Source organism: Kribbella sp. NPDC050281, from assembly GCF_040655855.1.
GTDB lineage: Bacteria > Actinomycetota > Actinomycetes > Propionibacteriales > Kribbellaceae > Kribbella.
The window spans coordinates 297,580-317,957 of record NZ_JBFAKS010000002.1; the positions used below are offsets into that span (position 1 = coordinate 297,580).

18 protein-coding genes are annotated in these 20,378 nt (G+C 68.7%); 10 read left to right on the top strand and 8 right to left on the bottom strand.

Annotated features, from left to right (window positions below):
• Window positions 1-29 precede the first annotated feature (29 nt).
• A complete protein-coding gene (locus AB0I34_RS04010; RefSeq protein ID WP_360438972.1) occupies window positions 30-2,816 on the bottom strand; it encodes a family 78 glycoside hydrolase catalytic domain in 2,787 nt (928 codons plus the stop codon).
• A 181-nt stretch (window positions 2,817-2,997) separates the two neighbouring features.
• On the opposite strand from AB0I34_RS04010, the gene AB0I34_RS04015 reads away from it, so the two are divergent.
• A complete protein-coding gene (locus tag AB0I34_RS04015) occupies window positions 2,998-3,894 on the top strand; it encodes an AraC family transcriptional regulator (RefSeq protein ID WP_360438975.1) in 897 nt (298 codons plus the stop codon).
• Here the strand turns inward: AB0I34_RS04015 and AB0I34_RS04020 are convergent.
• Window positions 3,875-4,564: a TetR/AcrR family transcriptional regulator gene (locus tag AB0I34_RS04020; protein WP_360438978.1), complete on the bottom strand. Its 690-nt coding sequence runs from the start codon at window positions 4,562-4,564 to the stop codon at window positions 3,875-3,877. The two genes, AB0I34_RS04015 and AB0I34_RS04020, sit on opposite strands and share 20 nt — an antisense overlap.
• 88 nt (window positions 4,565-4,652) lie before the next feature.
• Between AB0I34_RS04020 and AB0I34_RS04025 the strand changes: the two genes are divergently transcribed.
• On the top strand, window positions 4,653-5,900 hold the full coding sequence (locus AB0I34_RS04025; RefSeq protein WP_360438981.1) for an FAD-dependent monooxygenase: 1,248 nt from the start codon (window positions 4,653-4,655) through the stop codon (window positions 5,898-5,900).
• Here AB0I34_RS04025 and AB0I34_RS04030 read toward each other — a convergent pair.
• Together AB0I34_RS04030 and AB0I34_RS04035 are read right to left on the bottom strand one after the other, a co-directional pair.
• Window positions 5,819-6,277, bottom strand: coding sequence for a PGPGW domain-containing protein (locus AB0I34_RS04030; RefSeq protein WP_360438984.1), 459 nt, complete (start codon window positions 6,275-6,277; stop codon window positions 5,819-5,821). The two genes, AB0I34_RS04025 and AB0I34_RS04030, sit on opposite strands and share 82 nt — an antisense overlap.
• Window positions 6,278-6,313: 36 nt before the next feature.
• Window positions 6,314-8,437 carry a peptidoglycan DD-metalloendopeptidase family protein gene (locus AB0I34_RS04035; RefSeq protein WP_360438987.1) on the bottom strand — a complete coding sequence of 708 codons (2,124 nt, stop codon included), beginning with the start codon at window positions 8,435-8,437 and terminating at the stop codon, window positions 6,314-6,316.
• Between the two features lie 177 nt (window positions 8,438-8,614).
• Between AB0I34_RS04035 and lpdA the strand changes: the two genes are divergently transcribed.
• Entirely contained in the window at window positions 8,615-10,012 is a 1,398-nt protein-coding gene (lpdA, locus tag AB0I34_RS04040) for a dihydrolipoyl dehydrogenase (RefSeq protein WP_360438990.1), read from the top strand.
• A gap of 155 nt (window positions 10,013-10,167) precedes the next feature.
• Window positions 10,168-10,455 carry a hypothetical protein gene (locus AB0I34_RS04045; RefSeq protein WP_360438993.1) on the top strand — a complete coding sequence of 96 codons (288 nt, stop codon included), beginning with the start codon at window positions 10,168-10,170 and terminating at the stop codon, window positions 10,453-10,455.
• A gap of 6 nt (window positions 10,456-10,461) precedes the next feature.
• On the opposite strand, the gene tsaA is transcribed toward AB0I34_RS04045, so the two are convergent.
• Genes tsaA through AB0I34_RS04060 form a run of 3 tightly spaced genes read right to left on the bottom strand, consistent with a single transcriptional unit; the run spans window position 10,462 to window position 13,148 of the window.
• Window positions 10,462-10,875, bottom strand: coding sequence for a tRNA (N6-threonylcarbamoyladenosine(37)-N6)-methyltransferase TrmO (tsaA, locus tag AB0I34_RS04050; protein WP_360438996.1), 414 nt, complete (start codon window positions 10,873-10,875; stop codon window positions 10,462-10,464).
• Window positions 10,872-11,627, bottom strand: coding sequence for a metallophosphoesterase (locus AB0I34_RS04055; protein ID WP_360438999.1), 756 nt, complete (start codon window positions 11,625-11,627; stop codon window positions 10,872-10,874). Before AB0I34_RS04055 ends, tsaA begins: the two co-directional genes overlap by 4 nt.
• A 9-nt stretch (window positions 11,628-11,636) precedes the next feature.
• Window positions 11,637-13,148: a substrate-binding domain-containing protein gene (locus tag AB0I34_RS04060; RefSeq protein WP_360439002.1), complete on the bottom strand. Its 1,512-nt coding sequence runs from the start codon at window positions 13,146-13,148 to the stop codon at window positions 11,637-11,639.
• 120 nt (window positions 13,149-13,268) lie between these two features.
• On the opposite strand from AB0I34_RS04060, the gene AB0I34_RS04065 reads away from it, so the two are divergent.
• The 4 genes from AB0I34_RS04065 to AB0I34_RS04080 are packed head-to-tail and all read left to right on the top strand — an operon-like array spanning window position 13,269 to window position 17,214.
• Entirely contained in the window at window positions 13,269-14,627 is a 1,359-nt protein-coding gene (locus AB0I34_RS04065) for an NAD(P)/FAD-dependent oxidoreductase (RefSeq protein WP_360439005.1), read from the top strand.
• Window positions 14,628-14,672: 45 nt separating this feature from the next.
• Window positions 14,673-15,692 (top strand): energy-coupling factor ABC transporter permease, encoded by a 1,020-nt coding sequence (locus tag AB0I34_RS04070; RefSeq protein WP_360439007.1) that lies wholly within the window; start codon window positions 14,673-14,675, stop codon window positions 15,690-15,692.
• The gene (gene cbiQ / locus AB0I34_RS04075; protein ID WP_360439010.1) at window positions 15,689-16,447 is read left to right on the top strand and encodes a cobalt ECF transporter T component CbiQ; all 759 of its coding nucleotides are present in this window, start codon (window positions 15,689-15,691) and stop codon (window positions 16,445-16,447) included. Before AB0I34_RS04070 ends, cbiQ begins: the two co-directional genes overlap by 4 nt.
• Complete coding sequence (locus tag AB0I34_RS04080) at window positions 16,444-17,214, top strand: ABC transporter ATP-binding protein (protein ID WP_360439013.1); 771 nt, start codon at window positions 16,444-16,446, stop codon at window positions 17,212-17,214. The genes cbiQ and AB0I34_RS04080 overlap by 4 nt, the downstream gene beginning before the upstream one ends.
• Here AB0I34_RS04080 and AB0I34_RS04085 read toward each other — a convergent pair whose 3' ends face one another.
• Complete coding sequence (locus tag AB0I34_RS04085; protein ID WP_360439016.1) at window positions 17,215-17,919, bottom strand: GntR family transcriptional regulator; 705 nt, start codon at window positions 17,917-17,919, stop codon at window positions 17,215-17,217. It lies immediately after the preceding gene.
• A gap of 138 nt (window positions 17,920-18,057) precedes the next feature.
• Here AB0I34_RS04085 and AB0I34_RS04090 point away from each other — a divergent pair, with 138 nt between their 5' ends.
• Window positions 18,058-19,095, top strand: coding sequence for an Ldh family oxidoreductase (locus AB0I34_RS04090; RefSeq protein WP_360439018.1), 1,038 nt, complete (start codon window positions 18,058-18,060; stop codon window positions 19,093-19,095).
• A 32-nt stretch (window positions 19,096-19,127) separates the two neighbouring features.
• Window positions 19,128-20,357 (top strand): iron-containing alcohol dehydrogenase, encoded by a 1,230-nt coding sequence (locus tag AB0I34_RS04095; protein WP_360439021.1) that lies wholly within the window; start codon window positions 19,128-19,130, stop codon window positions 20,355-20,357.
• Window positions 20,358-20,378 lie beyond the last annotated feature (21 nt).

The following is a 20,378-nucleotide window of genomic DNA, read 5'->3' on the forward strand; positions in this document are numbered from 1 at the left end:
CAGCGGGGCGGAGTCGTCCAGGTGGTTGGTCAGTTGTTGTCGAGAAGGGCTTCGAGCCTGGCCTGAAGAGCTTCGGCGCTGGGGGAGAAGCCACGGGGGCTGATGGCTTCGACCAACTGGTCCGCGGGGTGGTCGAGGTACCGCTCCAGCCGGCCGGCCAGGTCGGCGTCGTCGGCGACGACCTCGGTCTCCTGTGCCGCCGCGGAGATCTCGTCCCAGCTCGGCTCGTGGTCCATCAGTTGCCGGATGCTCGCATCCGCGGGCAGTGCCGGGGTCGCGGCGTACGTGTCGTCACCGGTCCATTCGTGCGTCCCGTGGCCGACCTCGACCTGCTCGTCCGCACCGGGTACGGCGACCTGCGCGCGGGCGCCGACCGGGACGGTCACCGTCAGCGTGATCCGGCCGTCGGCGCGCGTCCACGAGACCGCCGCCTCGCCGTACGGGGTGAGGTGCTTGGCGGAGACGCTCGTGAGGTGCGAGGAGAACAGCGGGCGTACCACGATCGTCCGGTACCCCGGATCGCCCGGTGCAAGACCTGCGACCCGCCGGTGCATCCAGTCGGCGACCGCACCGAGAGCGTAGTGGTTGAACGACGTCATCTGGCCGGGGTTGATGCTGCCGTCGGGCAACATGCTGTCCCAGCGTTCCCAGACCGTCGTGGCTCCCATCGTCACTGCGTACAGCCAAGAGGGGCAGCCTGTCTGTAGCAGGAGGCGGTACGCGAGGTCGGGATGTCCGGAATCGGCCAGCGCGTCGGCCATCAGCGGCGTACCGACGAATCCGGTGCTGATCCGGAAGCCCGATGTCCGGACGAGGTCGGCGAGACGTTCGCCGGCACGTTGACGTTGTGCGTCGGTGGGCAGCAGCGCCCACTGCAGGGCGAGCGCGTACGTCGTTGCCGCGTCACTCAGCACGCGACCGCCGTCGGTGGCGTACTCCGCTGCGAACGACTGCCGGACCCGCGCGGCCAGATCGGCGTACTCGCCGGCCAGCTCCGGGTCGCCGACGACCTCCGCGGCCTTGGCGACGACCTCGGCTGAGCGGGCCAGGTGTGCGGTCGCGATGACGTCGGGGTCGGCCTTCGCCCGGAAAGGGTTCTCCGGCGGCGCGGTCGGGTCGAGCCAGTCGCCGAACTGGAAGCCACCGGACCAGAGCAGGTCGCTGCCGGCCAGGTTCGCCATCTTGTCGACCCACGCACGCATGCTCGGCAACTGGCGGGCGAGCAGACCCGCGTCGCCGGTGCGCTCGTAGATCACCCACGGCACGATCGTTGCCGCGTCACCCCATGCGGCCGTGGCCGGACCGTTGTGCTTGAGCACGTCCGGGATCACGAACGGCACCGAGCCGTCCTTCTGCTGCTCGGCGGCCAGGTCGGCCAGCCAGTTGGTGAGGAAGCCGGCGGTGTCGAACAGGAAGCTCGCGGTGGGCGAGAAGACCTGGATGTCTCCGGTCCAGCCGAGCCGCTCGTCGCGTTGCGGGCAGTCGGTCGGTACGTCGACGAAGTTGCCGCGCATGCCCCAGACGACGTTCTCGTGGAAGCGGTTGAGCAGGTCGTGCGACGAGTCGAACCAACCGGTGCGGCGCAGGTCCGATCCCACGACGACTGCTTCGAGGTCGTCGAGCCGCAGTTCGCTGACGCCGGTGATCTCGGCGTACCGGAAGCCGTGGAAGGTCAGCGGCGAGTCCAGCGTGACCTCGTCGGGCCCGGCCAGGACGTAGGAGTCGGTGGCCTTGGCGGTCCGCAGTGGGCGTACGCCGAGCTCGCCGTTCTCGAGCACCTCGGCGTGGCGCAGGACGATCTCGTCGCCGGCCGCGCCGCCGCGGACTTTCAGGCGGATCCGGCCGACCACGTTCTGGCCGAAGTCGACCAGCGTCTTGCCCGTCGGCGAGCTCGTGATCTCGACTGCGGGCACGATCTCGGTGATGCGGACCGGCGGGCCGTCGGGTGCGACCAAGAGGTTGAGGTCGGCGTCGAGTACGTCGACCGCGGTGGCGTCGCCCGGTGTCCGGCGGAGGTCCGTGCGCTGGCCGTCGTACAGGTCGTCGGCGACGACGGCGCTCTCGCGTGCGGTCCAGGAGTCGTCGCTGCCGAAGGTGTGGACCTGTCCGTCCTCGGTCGTGACCTCGAGCTGGGCGAGTACGGCGAGACGATCGCCGTACAAGGAGTTCTTGCCGTGGAAGCCGAGCCTGCCGCGGTACCAGCCGTTGCCGACCAGGAACTCGAGCCGGTTCTCGCCGGACCGCACCAGGCCGGTCACGTCGTACGTCTGGTAGCGGAGCCGCTGCTGGTACGCCGTCCAGCCCGGGGCCAGCTCCTCGTCGCCGACACGTTCGCCGTTGAGCTCCGGCAGGTAGATGCCCTGCGCGGTGGCGTAGAGGCGGGCCTTGACGATGCCGTCGGGCAGTTCGGCGACGCCGCTCAGCAGGGGAGCGGGGGAGCCATAGCTGTTGCCTCGCGGGCTGACGAAGCGTGCACTCCAGTCGGCCGATGTGAGCAGACCGGCCTCGACTGTCGCGGGCTGGCTCCAGTCACTCCACTCGTCGTTGCCACGCACTCGCACCCGGACCTGCGCCGACTGCCGCGACGCGAGTGGGTCACCGGGCCAGGGGACAAGGACCTGGTCGGGGGACTGGACCGTGTACACCTGCGCCGAGCCGGTGGTGATCTCCACCTCGTACGCCGTCTGCGCGTACTCGGCGTCCGCGGTGGGGATCTGCCACGACAGCCGTGGGGTCGCGGTACCGATGCCCACCACGGGTCCGGCGTCGGTGCGGTGTTCGAAGCGGAGGAAGGCGGGTGCGGCGAGGTTCGACATAAGACTCCAACCGGCGAGTGAAACGATTCATTGGGTGCTGTGGCGAAACGACTCGATGCGTTACGGATTGATGGCGGAGAGGTTTCGCCTGTCCCCCGATCCTGCGACCGATCGCCGCCGGGGGCTAGCCCGGAGTGCACTCGCGCTAGCACAAAATGCACCTTGGCCCGTATCGTGAGGCATGGCCGACGAGCCAGTGAGGACCAAAGGGACGCTGCTGCACTTCGTCGAAGGGACGATCGTGCACGCGGGTCCGCATGTGCACGAGGACTGCCATCCACTGCACACGCACAGCTTCTTCGAGCTCGCGTTGGTGACGGGCGGTGAAGGGGTCCACCACAGCCAGGCCGGGCGTCAGGACCTGCGCGTCGGCGACGTGGTGGTGCTGCGACCCGGCGTGTGGCACGAGTACGAGCAATGCCGTTCGCTCGAGGTCTACAACTGCTGCTTCTCGGCCGACCTGGTCCAGCGCGAACTGGCCTGGACGCGCGAGGATCCCTTGCTGGGTTATCTGTTGTGGACTGGACCTTTCTCTGCCCAGCGGCGTGGAGTGCTCAGCACGCACCTCGACGACGAGACCCTCACCGAGGCGCTCGGACATCTGGACGGACTGCGACAGCTACGCAATCAGTCCATGCGCCGGCATCGCGGTGATCTGATCGGCTGGCTGTCGTTGTACCTGAGTTGTGTCGCGCGGACCGTCGGCGAACGCGACGAACTCGGTCGCCAGACGCATCCCGCCGTACTGGCCGCGATGCGGATGATGGAGGCGGACCCGGCGCGGCCGTGGACGCTGACCGATCTGGCGCAGGAGTTGCACCTCGCGCCCGGGTATCTGGTGCGGTTGTTCAAGTCGGCGACCGGGATGCCGCCGATGGCCTACCTGTCCCGGCACCGGGTCGAGCTGGCCGCCGTTCAGCTGCTGCACACGGACCTGCCGATCGCCCGGATCGGGGAGGCCGTCGGGTGGCCTGACCAGAACTACTTCGCCCGGCGTTTCAAGTCCCATTACGGCCTCAGCGCAAGCACGTATCGGCAACGTTTCAATTCGCCGAAGCTCACGCATTCCTTGCGCTGATCAGGAGTTCGAGGCCGTCGAGGATGCGGTCGAGACCGAAGGCGAGTCCCTGGTTCTCCTGACCGCTCGGGGTCCGTAGAGCGGCAGCGAGGCTCGGGAACCGGTCCGCCTCGGCGGCGAGGATCCCGGCGAAGGACGCGGTGAAGGCCTCTTCGGTGAGACCTTGCCGGCCGCCGGGCATGGTGGCGGTCTGCAGCGCGATCGTGCGGACGTGGCCGGACAGGACCAGGATCGAGTCGAGTTGCTCGGTGCCGTTCAGGCCGGAGCCGGTCAGGGCCCGCACACCTCGATCGAGCCAGGCGGCCTCGTTCGGCCCGACGGGGCGGCGTCCGACGGTGGACAGCAGTAGCCACGGGTGGCGGTTGAAGCCCTCGAACAGATCCATCGCCCACGCGAGCAACGCCTCGCGCCAGGACAGCCCAGGATGTTCCGGCGGCTCGCCGATGGCCAGGTCGCTCATCACCGCGACCAGCTCGGCCTTACCGGGCACGTAGCGGTAGAGCGCCATCTTGGTGACCGGCAGATCGTCGGCCACGCGCTGCATCGAGACCGCATCGAGGCCCTCGGTGTCCGCGATCCGGATCGCCGCCTCTGCAATGCCGGTCAGTGTCATCGCCGGTTTCGGCCCGCGGCTCGGCGGCTGCTGCCGCCCCCAGAGGAGTTCCGTCATCGCCGTCCTTCCCAGATCACTTGAACTGTGTCTACCATACACTTTACTGTGTCCGACAGACACAGTTAACGATGATGGAGGCAGACAGATGAAGGTTCTGGTGTCGGGTGCGAGCGTTGCGGGCCCGTCGGTGGCGCTCTGGTTGGGCCGGTCCGGTCACGCTGTGACCGTGGTCGAGGTCGCGCCGGCGCTGCGGCAGGGCGGGTACGCCGTGGACTTCCGTGGCGAGGTGAACAAGGTCGTCCTCGACAAGATGGGCGTGCTGCCAGATCTGCGGGCGCTGCAGACGGGCGGTACCGCGATGCGGTTCGTCGACGAGGACGGCCGGCAGTTGATGCGGATGCCGGAGGAGTTCGCCGGCGGCGAGCTCGAGGTGCTGCGGGCCGATCTGTCCCGAGTGTTCTACGAGCACAGCCGCGGGCAGGCGTCGTACCGGTTCGGTGACTCGATCGCGAGCCTGCGCGAGCATTCGGGCGGAGTCGATGTGCGGTTCGAGAGTGGGTTGGAGGAGACGTACGACCTGGTCATCGGGGCGGACGGCATGCACTCGGTCGTACGGCGGCTCGCGTTCGCGCCGGAGCAGGTGACCGAGCGGCATCTCGGCTACTACGTTGCCGGGTGGGAAGCGCCGAACACGGTCGGGATCAGCGGTGACGCGCTGCAGTACAACGTGCCGGGGAAGCTGGCGAGCGTCGGTGCGGACCGGCGTGACCCGGCGCTGGTGCAGACGCTGTTCGTCTTCAAGTCACCGCGGCTCAGCTACGACCGGCGCAATCCGGACGAGCAGAAGGCCATCGTTCGTGAGCACTTCGAGGACGTCGGCTGGCACGTGCCGTGGCTTCTGGACGCGTTGCCCGCGGCAACCGAGTTGTACTTCGACTCGATCAGCCGGGTGCACGTGGATCGCTGGTCGACCGGCCGGGTGGTGCTGCTCGGCGACGCCGGGTACGGCGCGACGTTCGGTGCGCTGGGCACGAGTACGGCGGTGATCGGCGCGTATGTGCTGGCGGGGGAGTTGGCGGAGTCCCGCGGCGATTACCGGGCGGCGTTCTCGCGCTACGAAGCGCGACTGCGGAAGGCGGTGCAGACCACGCAGGACGGCAGCCGGACCGGTCAGTTCCTTGCCCCGGCGACGCAGTTCGGGATCACCGCACGGAACCGGATTCTGAACACGAAGTTCTTCATGAACCAGATGCTCAGGATGGCCCAGAAATTCAGCAACCTGATCGAACTGCCGGCCTACCCGATGCTCGATCAGGGGAGCAGCGGGAGCCTCGCCAGCAACCTCTCCCAGGAGTCCGGGAACCAGCCAGGCACGCCGAGCACGGCCAGGTAGAGCCAGATCGCGATCAGCACGCAGATGAACAGCGCGACGGTGCCGAGCGTCTTCAGCCAGGCAGGCTGCTTGCCGGTCCAGGCGGTGAGCGCCGTGACCCAGTCCTTGACCTTGTAGAGCAGGCGCTGGGCCCACTCGAACTCGCTCGAGAGTACGGCGAGACCCGCGATGAACAAGGGGATCCCGCCCGGTCCCGGCAACCACCCGGTCAGCGGCGCGGCAATGAGCAGCAACCCGCCGACCACGCCCACGCCGATCCGGTAGACGAGATGCTTCGTCGGGTTCGCCCGGATGCGCCGCCGCCACTCCCACCGGTCGTCGTCAGCGTCCAGCGTGATGTTGTGATCAGTGCGGTCGGGAGTCTTCTGCTCGGCCACACGCCCAGCGTACGTGTTCGCCAAGCTCAAGCCTGGTCACGCACTGGCCGGTTTGCCGAATTCCCAGTGCCAGGGTTCCTCGCGGGAGCCGCCCTGCTCGGCCCAGGACGGGTGCACCCAGCCGTACGTCGCGGCGTGGTTCTTCATCCACTGGTACTGCTTCGTGCCGAACCGGTCGATGCCGCCGCACAGGTCGACCGCGACGCCCCAGCCGTGGTTCGACGTACCGGGGAGGGCGGCCAGCGACGGCTTGCGGGCGTACAGGTCGACCTGGGATGTATAGGAGCGGTACGAGTCGGTGATGCACAGCGTCCTGCCGAACTGGGCGCGGTAGGCGGCGGCAAGTTGCGCGTACGCCGCTGCCGCGTCGCAGCGGAGCTTGTGGCCGGAGCCGAGGCCGCACAGCTTGCTGGACGGGATCATGCCGTTGCTGAAGCCGCCCCATCCGACGCTCGCCGACCCGGTGGCCAGGAACGGCATCGGGTTGACGGGGTCGCCGCCGAGCCGGACCTCGAAGTGCAGGTGCGGTCCGGTGGAGTTGCCTTCGGTGCCGACCGCGCCGATCCGCTGCCCGGCCTTGACCTGCGTCCCGTCGGCGACGTCGATCGCGCTCAGGTGCGCGTAGAGGGTCTCGAGGCCGTTGCCGTGGTCGATCCGGACCAGATTGCCGGCCCAGGCCGGGTGCTCGACCCGGACGACACCGGACGTCGCCGCACGGACCGGCGTACCGACGGCGGCCGGGAAGTCCTGGCCGGTGTGGATGCCGGTCTCCCACATCGAGCCGGCCTGGCCGAACGGCGTACCGATCTCATAGGTGCCGTCCGCGAGCGGCCAGGTCCAGGCGCCGGTGCCGATGTCGTACGACGTCGCGGTGTTGCCGCAGCGGAAAGCGTACGAATCGGAGGTCGGGGTCGGGGCCACCTGCGGCTTCGCGGGCTTGCCCAGGGTCGGGCGCAGCGCGGAGTACAGGTTGTCCGGGACGGTGGTGACGACGACCGAGCCCTTGGCCTCGTCGGCGGCGATCATCTCGCCGTTGTCGAGGGCGACGCCGATGTGGACGAGGCCGAGCGACTTGCTGCCCATGACGAGCAGATCGCCGGGCTGGACCTGGGTCTTGGGCACCGCCTGGTAGTTCGGGTAGACCTTGCCGACCAGGTTGGGGAGTTTCGTGTAGGGCTGCCACGCGACCCGGGCCGCGCCGAGGCAGCCGTACTTGGCCGGGCCGGTCGCGCCGACGCCGTACGGCTTGCCGAGCAGGCTGAAGGCCTGGTTGACGGCGCGGATCGTCTCGGCCGGCAACACCCGGATCGTCCGTCCGCCGGTGACGGTCGACGCCGCTCCGGGCACGGGCGCACCGGCCGCGGTCAGCGGTTTCAGGCCGGCCGGGAGCTTGGCAGGGTTCTTGAGTACGGCGGCCGCCGGTGGCTTGATCTTGGCGGTGGTGAGCTCGGTCAGGTACGTCTTCCAGCGCGTGAGGGCCTGCTGGTTGCGGGCGAGCTGCAGCTGCCTGGAGAGCTCGGACGCACCGTCGAGGTCGGCGGCCTGGCCTTCCATCGCCGTTGCGGCGAACGTGGCCTTCTGCTGGACCTGCTGACTGAGCTCCTTGGCCTTGGCGGCCGCCTCGTTCGCGGCGGCTCGCTTGCCGGCGGCTTCGGACCGGGTCCGGCCGGCCTCGGACTCGGCGGCCGTCGCGGCCTTGTACTGCGCGACCTGGGTGCTGCCGAGCTGGGTGATCGCGGTCTGGCGGTCGGCGATCTCCTGCAGGTTCTCCGCGACCGGCGCGAGCGACCAGATCATCGACTCCGCACCCATCACGGTCGGGATTCCGAGCTGGTAGGCCTGTGCGGTCAGCAGGCCGAGCCGGCGGCGCTGCTCGTCGGCCCTGCCCTTCGACGCGGCCGCGGTGGTCTCGGCCTTCTTGGCGGCGGCCTCAGCGGTCTGTGCTGCCTTGAGAGCGTTGGTGTAGGCGATCGTCGCCTTGGCGAAGTCGGCCTGGACGGCGGCGGCCTCGGCCTGGAGCTCCTCCAGGGTCCGGTTGACGTCCGTCACCGACGCGGGTGGTGGTGGGGTGGGATCATCGGCGTACGCCGGCAGTGCGACCACTGCCAGCAGCGTGCCGAGTGCTGCCCATCGCAGCCCCCGACGGTTCCCCACAACCATCAGGCCCCCATTCATCTCGCCTCACGCGCGCGGAGGGAGACGGGCCCCCGCGCCAGGCCAGCGTAGGCGGCAAAAGCTCGTGGCGAAACCCTGGTCTACAGAACGTGACCATGAGGCGTGCCACAGCGCCCGCAGGTGGTGTCGGATCGATTGGAGTGACCGATTAAAGTTCACTTCATGGCCTCGCACTTTGACGTTGTTGTCCTCGGCGCAGGTCCGGGTGGGTATGTCGCGGCGATCCGCGCCGCCCAGCTCGGGCTCAAAACCGCCATCATCGAGAAGAAGTACTGGGGCGGTGTCTGCCTGAACGTGGGCTGTATCCCGTCCAAGGCGCTGCTGCGCAACGCCGAGCTGGCGCACATCTTCCGGGCGGAGGCGAAGACCTTCGGCATCAGCGGCGAGGTGAGCTTCGACTTCCCGACCGCGGTGCAGCGCAGCCGCAAGGTCGCGGACGGCCGGGTCAAGGGCGTCCACTTCCTGATGAAGAAGAACAACATCACCGAGCTCGACGGCTGGGGCTCGTTCACCGACGCCAACACCCTCGACGTGACGCTGAACGACGGCTCGTCGGAGACGGTCACCTTCGACAACTGCATCCTCGCCACCGGTGCGACCACCAAGCTGCTGCCTGGCACGCAGTTGAGCGAGCGCGTGGTGACCTACGAGGAGCAGATCCTCACCGAGGAGCTGCCGGGCTCGATCGTCATCGCCGGCGCGGGCGCGATCGGTGTCGAGTTCGCGTACGTGCTGGCGAACTACGGCGTGAAGGTGACGATCGTCGAGTTCCTGGACCGGATCGTGCCGCTCGAGGACCCCGAGGTGTCCAAGGAGCTGGCCCGGGCGTACAAGAAGCTCGGCGTCGACGTCCTCACCTCGACCCGGGTCGACTCGATCGACGAGTCCGGCGAGAAGGTCAAGATCACCGTCACCGGCAAGGACGGCACCCAGCAGACGCTGGAGGCCGACAAGGTGCTGCAGGCGATCGGCTTCCAGCCGCGCGTCGACGGCTACGGCCTGGACAAGATCGGAGTCGCGCTGACCGAGCGCGGCGCGATCAACATCGACGGCTTGTGCCGGACCAACGTGCCGAACATCTTCGCCATCGGCGACGTGACCGCGAAGCTGATGCTCGCGCACGCGGCCGAGGCGATGGGCGTGGTCGCGGCCGAGACCATCGCCGGGCACGAGACGATGGAGCTCGACTACGCGATGATCCCGCGGGCGACGTTCTGCCAGCCGCAGATCGCGAGCTTCGGTTACACCGAGGAGGAGGCCCGCAAGCTGGGCCACGACGTCAAGGTCGCGAAGTTCCCGTTCACCGCGAACGGCAAGGCACACGGCCTCGGCGACCCGACCGGTTTCGTCAAGGTGATCAGCGACGCCAAGTACGGCGAACTCCTCGGCGGCCACCTGATCGGCCCGGAGGTCACCGAGCTGCTGCCCGAGCTGACCCTGGCGCAGAAGTGGGACCTGACCACCAAGGAGCTGGCCCGCAACGTGCACGCTCACCCGACCCTGAGCGAGGCCCTGCAGGAAGTGTTCCACGGCCTCGAAGGCCACATGATCAACTTCTGATTCCGGCTTGCAGGCGAGCCCTCCGGACCAGGCGGTCCGGGGGGCTTCGTCGTTCGGGACCGAAGTCCTGAGGATCGAGGACTTTCGGCCGCAGTGCCGCAGCGGTGCCAGGTGATGGACTTCAGTGCCGGGATTCCTAGCTGAAGGCAGGCCGGATGACATCGTTTGACCTCAACGAGCCAGACAGCACCCACGAGCTGCACGCGGATGTGGAGACCTACCACCAGGGCGGCACGTGGTACACGCGGCGATGTGACAGCCCCGAGCCGTTCGCCTCCGGGGCGAGCCGGCTGCGGCTGATCGCGATCGGCGTCGAGGTCGCCCGCTGGAACGGACTCCGCCATGTCATCCGTGACTCCGACGGCACCGTCGCCGAGATCAACACCTACCTGACCGGCCCGTATCCGAGCCGCGCACCGACCGGGCAGCGCGTCCCTGGCTGAGGCATCTCAGCGGTCGGTGATGTCGCCGAGTACCGGCTTGACGTCGACGATGGGGGTGCCGTCGATGGCTTCGAGGTGATCGACGTGCAGGCGCAGGCCGTCGGTCGCCAGGATCGTCACGCGATGCAGGCCGAGCGGGTTCGGGCGGTCGGGGGAGCGGGTGCTGAAGACACCGGTCGCCGGACGGGACAGGTCACCGCGTGGATGAACGGTGAGAACGTCGCGTTCGGAGCGATGGAACCAGCTGATCAGGATCACCTCGTCGCCCGGAGCGAGGTCCTGAAGAGCGGCGCGGACAGACTCGTCGAACCCGACCCACGCGTCTGGTGCGCCTTCGTCGCCCTGACGGGGAGCCTCCGCGCGGGTTGCGAGTGACGACTCGACCCGTCCGATCGGCCGGAGGACGAGGTCGCCGCTCACAGCGGGAACCTGTAGACGGTCTGCAGCGGTTCGCCAGGCGTGTGGACATGGAGGGCGAGACCTGGGTGGGCGGTGGGGTCGACGACACCGCTGCCCGAGGTCGGGGGTTCGAACGGGAGCGGAACGGTCGAGCGAATGCCAGGAGCGCCGAGGACGGGGTGGCCGGCGAACGTCGTGACGATCGGGTTGTGCACGTGGCCGGTGAGGATCGCGGTGACGGTCTTGCCGGTCAGGACCGTCTCGAGGCCCTCGCGGTCGTGGAGCATCCACTGGTCCATGACCGGATGATGCAGCTCGAGCGGCGGGTGATGCATCGCCACGAACACCGGTCCGTCGAACGACTCCCGCAGTACGCCGTCCAGCCAGGAGAGCGAGTCGTTGGACAGCAGCCCGTGGTCCTCACCAGGCACCGTGCTGTCGACGAGGACGAACCGCGCCCCGGCCACCTCCCGGACCTGATGCACCGGATGCCCGTCGCCGGGTGAGTCGACGTATGACGCCAGGCCGGCGCGGAGCGGCGCGCTCACGTCGTGGTTGCCCGGCAGCATCAGCACCGGGATGTCAGTTGACAGCTCGGCCGCGACTTCGGCGTACTCGGACTCCAGGCCGTGGTCGGCCAGGTCGCCGGTGACGAGGATGACGTCGACCGGCCGGGTGAAGGCCTTCAGGTACGACGTGATCCGGCGGAGCCTGGATCGTGGCCCCTCCGAACCGTCGAGATGCGGGTCGCTCAGGTGTGCGATGACGATCATCCCCGCAGACTAACCACAGAACCCCGTCGGGAGATCACTGCACGGGACGAGACCGCTGCGTTCGAGGATCGGGCGTGCCTGCGGCGAGCGTACGTACTCCAGGAAGGTCGAGGTCAGCGACCCGGTCTCCGGCACCTTGTAGGTGTAGGCGTGCTCGACCTCCCAGAACTTGTACGCCCCGGCCGCGACCTTCGAGGAGTCCGGTACGACGTCGTCGACGGTCGCGATCGTGACGTCGGGGAACTTCCGGGCGCCGCCGAGCTCGGCGTAGCCCATCGCGCCGCCGATCTCGTTGACCCGGGTCAGCAGCTCCTCCGTCGTACCGACCTCGCAGCGGTGGTACTTCGCCGCCGCGGCGTCGTCGTCCTTGCGGCAGTCGTCGGACGTGATCCCGAGCTCTTGGTCGCCGCCGAGCACCTTCTCCCGGAACACCCGTCGCGACCCCGAGTCCGGGCCGACCCGGCTGACCATCCGGATCGGCAGATCCTTGCCGCCGACGTCCTTCCAGTTGGTGATCTGGCCGTTGTAGATCGCCCGCAGTTGCGCGGTGGTCAGCGACGTCACCGCGGCCGACCGGTTGATCACCACGGCGAACACGACCACCGCCATCGGTTCCCCGCGCAGCGTGGGCGCGTCCTCGGCCGGTCCGTCCGACATGGCGATCACCTTGCTCGCCGCGGTGCCGTCCTGCGCCCCCAGGTCGCTGAGGCTGCGCACACCGCTGCGGCTGCCGTTCGCCGCGATCGTGATGTCGGCCTGCGTGCAGTCGGTCACGTACGCACTGCGCAGCTCGGTCATGGTCGGTTCCACAGCGGTCGACCCGATCACCCGGAGCTGCCCCGACTCGCAGTTGTCCGGCGGCTGCAGGACGTCGACCAGGAAGAACGCGACTAGCGCGCCGACCAGCACCAGCGTGGTCGCGCCGAACATCAACGTACGGCGGCCCGGCCCGCGCGGCCGTGGTTCGTGGTAGACCCCGCCGCCGGTCGACCCACCGGCCAGGTAGCCGGAGTGGGCGACGTCGCGGCCCTTCCCGGACAGCACCAGCAGGAACTTGAAGTGGTCGCCGCGGTTGATCGCGATCCGGGGTACTACGAGCTTCTCGGTGTCGACGTAGTCGGCCGGGTTCATCCGGCTCTCCAGCATCTTGCCGAGCGAGTCCGGCTGCGACTCGACCACCTTCATCCGGACGATCTTGCGGTCCGGGAACACGAACGAGACCTTGTCCTGCATGTCGCGCGCGTCGATGTCGGTCCCGCCGGCGTTGTCCAGCCGCAGCAGCACGATGCTGGGATCCTGGACCACCGTCCCTTGGTGGACCACCTCGACGTCGACCATTTCCCTGGCGCGGTTCTGCTTCGGGTGCACCCCGATCTGCGCATCCACCTGGACCCGGTAGACGAGCCGTTTGCGGCGCAGCAGGTAGCGGTCGAGCAGCCAGACGATCGAGGTGCCGAACAGCGTCACGGCGGCAATGACGGTCTCGATGTTGATGCTGCCGAAACCAGAGAAATCGAACAATGTATCCCCACTTCTACGAGTTCCGCAGCGTAGTGGCCCGCGGTGAACGATTGCTTACCGCGCGGTGACACGCAGGCTCAGAGCTTGGCCGGTTCCGGCCCCTTCTGCGAGATTGTCCGCATGGCTGAACAGGTGGACGTGGTCGTTGTCGGACTGGGTGTGGGCGGCGAGGAGACCGCCGGGCGATTGGCACAGGCAGGGCTGCGCGTGGTCGGGATCGAGTCCCGGCTGGTCGGTGGCGAGTGCCCGTACTACGGCTGCATCCCGAGCAAGATGATGATCCGGGCCGCGAACCTGATCGCCGAGACCCGACGGGTCGACGGCATGGCCGGTACGGCGTCCGTCCAGCCGGACTGGGCGCCGGTGGCCAAGCGGATCCGCGCGGAGGCGACCGACAACTGGAACGACCAGGTCGCGGTGGACCGGCTGGTCAACAAGGGCGCGACGGTGCTGAAGGAGCGCGCCACGTTCACCGGCCGGAACACGGTCCGGGCCGGCGATCGCGAGTTCGAGGCGACCCGCGGCATCGTGATCGCGACCGGTACGATCCCGGCCGTCCCGCCGATCGACGGTCTGGCGGGTACGCCGTACTGGACGAACCGGGAGGCGATCGAGGCGGACACGCTGCCGGCCTCGATCGTGGTACTCGGTGGTGGCGCGATCGGGATGGAACTGGCCCAGGTGTTCGCCCGGTTCGGATCGCGGGTGAGCGTGATCGAAGGTGCCGCCGAGGTGCTGTCAATGGAGGAGCCGGAGTCCGGCGTACTGGCCCGCGAGGCGCTCGAGCGCGACGGCGTCACGTTCCACACCGGTCTGCACGCCAAGCAGGTCGGGTACGCCGGGAACACGTTCACCGTCACGCTGGACGACGGGTCCGCGGTCAGCGGCGAGAAGTTGCTGGTGGCAACGGGACGCCGGATCGCGACCGACGAGCTCGGCCTGGAGCAGCTCGGGCTCGACCCGAAGGCCCGCCGGATCGCCGTGGACGGCCACGTCCGGGCCGGCGAGAAGGTGTGGGCGATCGGCGACGTCACCGGTGTCGGCGTGTTCACCCACAACGCGATGTACCAGGCTGACATCGCTGTCCGCGACATCCTCGAGGAGCCCGACGCACCGACCGCGAGCTACCACGCGATGCCGCGGGTGACGTTCACCGATCCGGAGATCGGCGCGGTCGGGATGACCGAGAAGCAGGCCCGGGAGGCGGGGCTGGACGTGCGGACCGGGTCGACCCCGATTCCGGCGTCGACCCGCGGCTGGATCCACAAGGCCGGCAACGAGGGTTTCATCAAGGTGGTCGCCGACAACGAGCGTGGTGTCCTGGTCGGCGCGACCAGTGCGGGTCCGACGGGTGGCGAGGTCCTCAGTGCGCTGGCGGTCGCGGTGCATGCGGCGGTTCCTGTGCACTCTCTGCGACAGATGATTTACGCATACCCGACATTCCACCGGGCGATCGGCGAAGCACTGAAGGCTTTGTGAAATTGCTTGTTGCGATCCGGTCGCAACTAGCTCACCATTGTTCAGGTGCATGTTCCTGACGGCTTCTTCGACGCCCCGACGTCCGTCGCGACCGGTTTGATCGCGGCGGGCGCGGTCGGCTTCAGCCTGCAGCGGGCCAACCGCGAGATCCGCGAGACCGGGCCGGCGCTGGCCGGGCTGACCGCGGCGTTCGTGTTCGCGGTGCAGATGGTGAACTTCCCGGTCGGCGCGGGGACCAGCGGGCACCTGCTCGGTGGCGCGTTGGCCGCGGCGTTGGTCGGCCCGTGGTCCGCCGTACTGGTGATGTCGACGGTGCTGCTGGTTCAAGGGTTGCTGTTCGCGGATGGCGGGCTGACTGCCCTCGGTACGAACATCACATTGATGGGTCTGATCACGGTCCTCGTCGGCTACTTCCTGACGCGTGCGGTGCTGAAGGCGCTGCCGCGCCGGGTCGGCAGCGTCGTACCCGCGGCCACGCTCGGCGCGTTGGTGTCCGTCCCGGTCGCCGCGCTGGCCTTCACCGGGCTGTACGCGATCGGTGGCGCGGTCGACATCCCGCTCGGAAAGCTCGCCACCGCGATGGTCGGCTGGCACATTCTGGTCGGCATCGGCGAGGCCGTGATCACCGCGGCTGTGCTGAGCGCGGTGGTCGCGACGCGGCCCGATCTGGTGTACGCCGCGCGCCACCTGCAAGAGGACCTCGTCCTGGTCGATGCCGACGGCAACACTTCGACCGTCTCGCCGGACCGGCCGATCGCGGCCAAGCCGGCCGGACGCCCGCTCGGTGTCGGGATCGCGGTCACGCTGGTGGTGGCGGGTGGGCTGAGCCTGTTCGCGAGCGGGCATCCGGACGGGCTGGAGTTCGTCGGCGCGAAGCTGGGCTTCGAGACGGCCGCCAAGTCGTCCGCGGTCGCCGGCAGCCCGCTGGCCGACTACGGCGTCAGCGGCATCGGCAACTCCGAGGTCTCCGGTGCTCTGGCCGGCATCATCGGCGTACTGGTCACGATCGTGCTCGGCCTGGCCATCGCCAAGCTGGCCTCGGTCCGGGCGAACAAGGCATCGTGAGCGGCGACGGCCTGCTCGTGGCGGTGGACAGCCGAGTCCATCGAGTGCCCGCGCAGGTGAAGCTCGTCGCCTTGTTCGTCTTCGTCCTCGCCGTCGTGTCCACTCCGGCGGCGGTCTTCTGGGCCTTCGGTCTGTACGCCGCGATGCTCGTGGCCGCTGTGGTCATGGCCAAACTGCCGGTCCACGTGCTGTCGCGGCGGCTGGCGGTGGAGACGCCGTTCATCGTCTTCGCGCTGCTGCTGCCGTTCGTGGCGACCGGCCCGCGGATCGACGTACTCGGACTGGAGTTGTCGCAGTCCGGCGTACTCGGTGCATGGAACGTGCTCGCCAAGGGGACGCTCGGAGTGGTGGCGGCGATCCTGCTGTCCGCGACGACCGCGCCCCGCGACCTGCTGGCCGGCCTCGAACGGTTGCGGCTCCCGGCGACGCTGGTGGCGATCCTGTCGTTCATGATCCGCTACCTCAGTGTGGTGTCGGACGACCTGCACCGGATGCGGATCGCCCGGGAGTCGCGCGGGTACGCCGGTGGTCGAGTGGGCCATCTGAAGGCGGTCGCCGGGGGAGTGGGTGGCCTGTTCGTCCGCAGCTTCGAGCGCGGTGAGCGCGTGCACCTCGCGATGCGGTCCCGCGGGTACACCGGCCGGATGCCTCTGCTGAGTCAGACCGGAGCAGTCCGATCGCAATGGCTGGAAGGTCTCACGATCTCCCTGCTTGCGGTCCTCATCGCAGTCATGGCAAGGGTGGTGGGCTTGTGAGCGGTCCAGCGATTCACGTCGAGCGGCTCGTCTTCGCCTATCCGGATGGGCGGCAGGCGCTGTTCGGCGTCGACTTCACCGTCGAGCGCGGGGAGCGGGTCGCGCTGCTCGGTCCGAACGGTGCCGGCAAGACCACGCTGGTGCTCCACCTGAACGGGATCCTCGGCTCGGTGGCGGGTGGGACCGGGAGCGGCCGGATCCAGATCGGCGGGACCGGCTTGCACCGGGAGCATCTCGCCGAGGTGCGGAGGAAGGTCGGGCTGGTTTTCCAGGACCCGGACGACCAGCTGTTCATGCCGACCGTGCGCGACGACGTGGCGTTCGGACCGGCGAACCTCGGGCTGCGTGGCGCCGAGCTCGACGACCGCGTGCACGAGGCCCTTGTCCAGGTGGGCATGCAGGATCACGCCGATGTCGCGCCGCACCACCTGTCGTTCGGTCAGCGGCGACGGGTCGCGGTGGCGACCGTGCTGGCGATGCGGCCCGAGGTCCTGGTGCTGGACGAGCCGTCGAGCAACCTCGACCCCGCGGCGCGGCGGGAGCTGGCCGACATCCTGGCCGAGCTCGACGTCACGCTGTTGATGATCACGCACGACCTGCCGTACGCCTTGCAGCTGTGCGAGCGCAGCCTGCTCATGGACGACGGCCGGATCGTTGCCGATGGCAAGACTCGTGACCTGCTCGGCGACGCCGAGTTGATGAGTGCGCATCGCCTGGAGCTCCCGTACGGATTCGACCCGCTGTCGGTGTCCGGCCCGGAGCGCTGATCAGGACGTCGTGGCGGCCTCCTCGACGCTTGCCGGGGTCGACTCGAAGGCGGACCTCAGCCGGCTGCGGGACGCGGTCAGGTGGGCGTGCATCGCGGCGTCCGCGGCCTCGGTGTCGCGCTGCCGGATCGCGGTGACGATCAGGTCGTGCTCCTCCAGCGCGTCCTCGGTCACCCGGGAGTCGCGCAGCAGCCGGAACAGTTGCAGATGGCTGTGCAGCTTGGCGAAGATCTCTCCAAAGTAGCTGTTCCCGGTGGCAGCGATGATCGCCTGGTGGAACTCGGCGTCCTCGCGGGCGAAGGCGCCGTACGACATCGTGCCGGCCTGGTAGCGGACGCGCAGGTCGGCGGCGATGCCGGCGATCTGCTCGACCTCGACCCGCTGGTGCCGGCCGGCCGCGAGGCCGGCGCAGTACGGCTCGATCAGGAACCGCGCCTCGAAAAGATCCTCGAACCGCTCCGGAGTCAGTTTGGGGCTGGCGGAATATCCGATCAGATGTGTCTTGGTGACCAGATCTTCGGCCTCCAGCCGGTTCAGTGACTCCCGGACCGGGGTCTGGGACACGCCGAGCTGGCGGCTGACCACGTCGACCCGGATCCGCTCGCCGGGCTGGATCGCTCCGTCCAACAGCCATGTCTGCAGCTGCTCGTAGACGACATCACTCATCCGGGTCCGTTCGGGACGCTCGGCACCGCGTTCGCTCATCTGTCTTCCCTGTCCGGCCGGCGGGGTGGTGGGCCAGATCGTGAATCCGTATCCACAGACCATTGCAAATCATATCTGATCTGATCTAGCCTGCCAAGAATCGCCACGATCCACCGATCCACCCCTGGGATGGTCGACGTGCACACAGACCTCGCAACAGCTCAGTCCCTGGCCGAACGTCTACTCGTCACCGCGGGTGTTCCCGCCCCGGCGGCGACCCAGCAAGCCGAACTTCTCCTGGTCGCCGAGGCGAAGGGAGTGCCGTCCCACGGCCTGCTCCGCCTGCCACGTCTGCTCCGCCGGCTGGCGAACGGCACCGCGAGCCCGACGAACACGGGCAAGCACGAATGGCTCAGTCCCTGTTACCTGTCCGTCGACGGCGAGCAGGGCCTGGGACCGGTGGTCGCGCTCCGCGCTCTGGAGGCGGTCGTTCCGGCGGCCGGACGTCACGGCGTCGCGGTCTGCTCGATCACGAACAACAACCACCTCGGCATGCTCGGCTTCTACGCCGGCCGGATGGCCGAGCGCGGCGTGGTCTGTCTGGGGATGACCACGAGCGAGGCGCTGGTCCATCCGTGGGGCGGTACCGAGGCGATCCTCGGGACGAACCCGTTGGCCCTCGGTGTTCCCGCTCGGCCGCATCCGCTGGTGCTGGACATGGCAACGTCGCAGGTCTCGATGGGCAAGGTCCATGACCACGCGCTGCGCGGCGTACCGCTCGAGCCGGGCTGGGCGCTGGATGCCGCCGGCAACCCGACGGTCGACCCGGTGGCGGCCAAGTGCGGATCGATCGCGCCGTTCGGGGGAGCGAAGGGCTACGGACTCGGGCTCGGCCTGGGTGCGATGGTCACCTTCCTGACCGGTGCCGCCTACGGAACGGCGGTCGGCGGGACGCTGGACGACACCCGCCCGAGCAACAAGGGCGACCTGTTCATTTTGATGAGCGGCGGTGGGTACTCCGCCTCGGAGTACCTCGACCAGGTCCGCGGCAGCCGGCCTGCCGACCCGGCTTCACCGGTCGCGGTTCCCGGTGACGGAGCTCGGGCTCGCTATCAGGAGTCGGTGGCTCACGGCATCGAGATCGCCGACGAGTTGTGGCGCGAGCTGACCGCCCTGGACACAGCACAGGACGCAGCCCGGGATGCAGCTCAGCCCGAAGCAGTTCTGGCCGAATGACCCCGCCCACGACCGGACAAGGACCCGCCACGATGACGATCACCACTGCCTCGTTCGGCGTACAGCGATCACCGCGCACGGTGGTGTTCGGCGCCGGTCAGCGCTCGCTGCTCGGCCGCCATGCCGCGGAGTACGGGCGTAAGGCGCTGGTCTGCACGGATGAGCGACTGGCCGCCTCGGCCGAGTTCACCGAGCTGATCAACGACCTCAAGGACCACGGCATCGACGTGAGCGTGTGGTCCGACACCGCCCCCGAGCTGCCGGCCTCGGACATCGACGCCTGCTACAACGCGATGAGGTACGCCGGAATCGAGGTGGTGATCGGGATCGGTGGCGGTAGCTGCCTCGACCTGGGCAAGGCGCTGGCGTTGCTGCTCAGCCACGGCGGACCGATCGACCGGTACTACGGGGAGAACGCCGTACCTGGACCGGTCCTGCCGATCATCGCCGTACCGACGACGGGCGGGACCGGGTCCGAGGTGACGCCGGTCTGCGTTCTCAGTGACAGCCGCCGCGAACTCAAAGCAGGTATCTCGTCGGCGTACCTGATTCCCTCGGTGGCGATCTGCGACCCGGAGTTGACCTACACTTGCCCGCCCGCACTGACCGCGAGCGCCGGTGCCGACGCGGTGTCGCATCTGGTGGAATCGTTCACCGCGATCCAGCGGCCGCCCACCGCGGTCGGCGAAGGTCGCGTGTTCATCGGCAAGAACGTGATCAGCGACTCCTACGCACGCTGGGGTCTCGGGCTGCTGGCCCGGGCCCTTCCAGAGGCCTTCGAGCATCCGGACGATCGGGAGGCACGCTCCGACGTGATGCTTGCGGCGAACGCGGGTGGCTATGCACTCGGAGTCGCCGGGACCGCTGCGGCGCACGCGCTGCAGTACCCGCTCGGTGCGCTGACCCACACCGCGCATGGTGTCGGAGTCGGAGTACTCCTCCCGTACGTGATGCGCTACAACGCTCCCGCCCGGGTCGCGGAGTTCGCTGAGATCGCGACGATCTTCGGCGTACCGGCGAGTGACGGCGGACAAGCGCAGGCACTGGCCGGCATCGAGGCGGTCGAACGCCTGCTGGACCGGATCGGCATCCCACCCACGCTGAAGGAACTCGGCCTGACCGAGGACCAGCTCTCGTACGTCGCGTCGATGGGGCTGAAGTCGGCCCGGCTCGTCGACAACAACCCCCGCCCGCTGGATACCGAGGCGCTGTACGAGATCACTCGCGCCGCGTACGCCGGCGATCGCAGTAACCCGTTCTGACCAGGCCTTGGGAGCACACCA

Excerpts from the sequence above, each read along its gene's own strand:
- AB0I34_RS04010 (WP_360438972.1), bottom strand. The coding sequence starts at position 2,816 with ATGTCGAACCTCGCCGCACCCGCCTTCCTCCGCTTCGAACACCGCACC.
- AB0I34_RS04015 (WP_360438975.1), top strand. The coding sequence starts at position 2,998 with ATGGCCGACGAGCCAGTGAGGACCAAAGGGACGCTGCTGCACTTCGTC.
- AB0I34_RS04020 (WP_360438978.1), bottom strand. The coding sequence starts at position 4,564 with ATGACGGAACTCCTCTGGGGGCGGCAGCAGCCGCCGAGCCGCGGGCCG.
- AB0I34_RS04025 (WP_360438981.1), top strand. The coding sequence starts at position 4,653 with ATGAAGGTTCTGGTGTCGGGTGCGAGCGTTGCGGGCCCGTCGGTGGCG.
- AB0I34_RS04035 (WP_360438987.1), bottom strand. The coding sequence starts at position 8,437 with ATGGTTGTGGGGAACCGTCGGGGGCTGCGATGGGCAGCACTCGGCACG.
- lpdA (WP_360438990.1), top strand. The coding sequence starts at position 8,615 with ATGGCCTCGCACTTTGACGTTGTTGTCCTCGGCGCAGGTCCGGGTGGG.
- AB0I34_RS04045 (WP_360438993.1), top strand. The coding sequence starts at position 10,168 with ATGACATCGTTTGACCTCAACGAGCCAGACAGCACCCACGAGCTGCAC.
- AB0I34_RS04055 (WP_360438999.1), bottom strand. The coding sequence starts at position 11,627 with ATGATCGTCATCGCACACCTGAGCGACCCGCATCTCGACGGTTCGGAG.
- AB0I34_RS04065 (WP_360439005.1), top strand. The coding sequence starts at position 13,269 with ATGGCTGAACAGGTGGACGTGGTCGTTGTCGGACTGGGTGTGGGCGGC.
- AB0I34_RS04085 (WP_360439016.1), bottom strand. The coding sequence starts at position 17,919 with ATGAGCGAACGCGGTGCCGAGCGTCCCGAACGGACCCGGATGAGTGAT.
- AB0I34_RS04095 (WP_360439021.1), top strand. The coding sequence starts at position 19,128 with ATGACGATCACCACTGCCTCGTTCGGCGTACAGCGATCACCGCGCACG.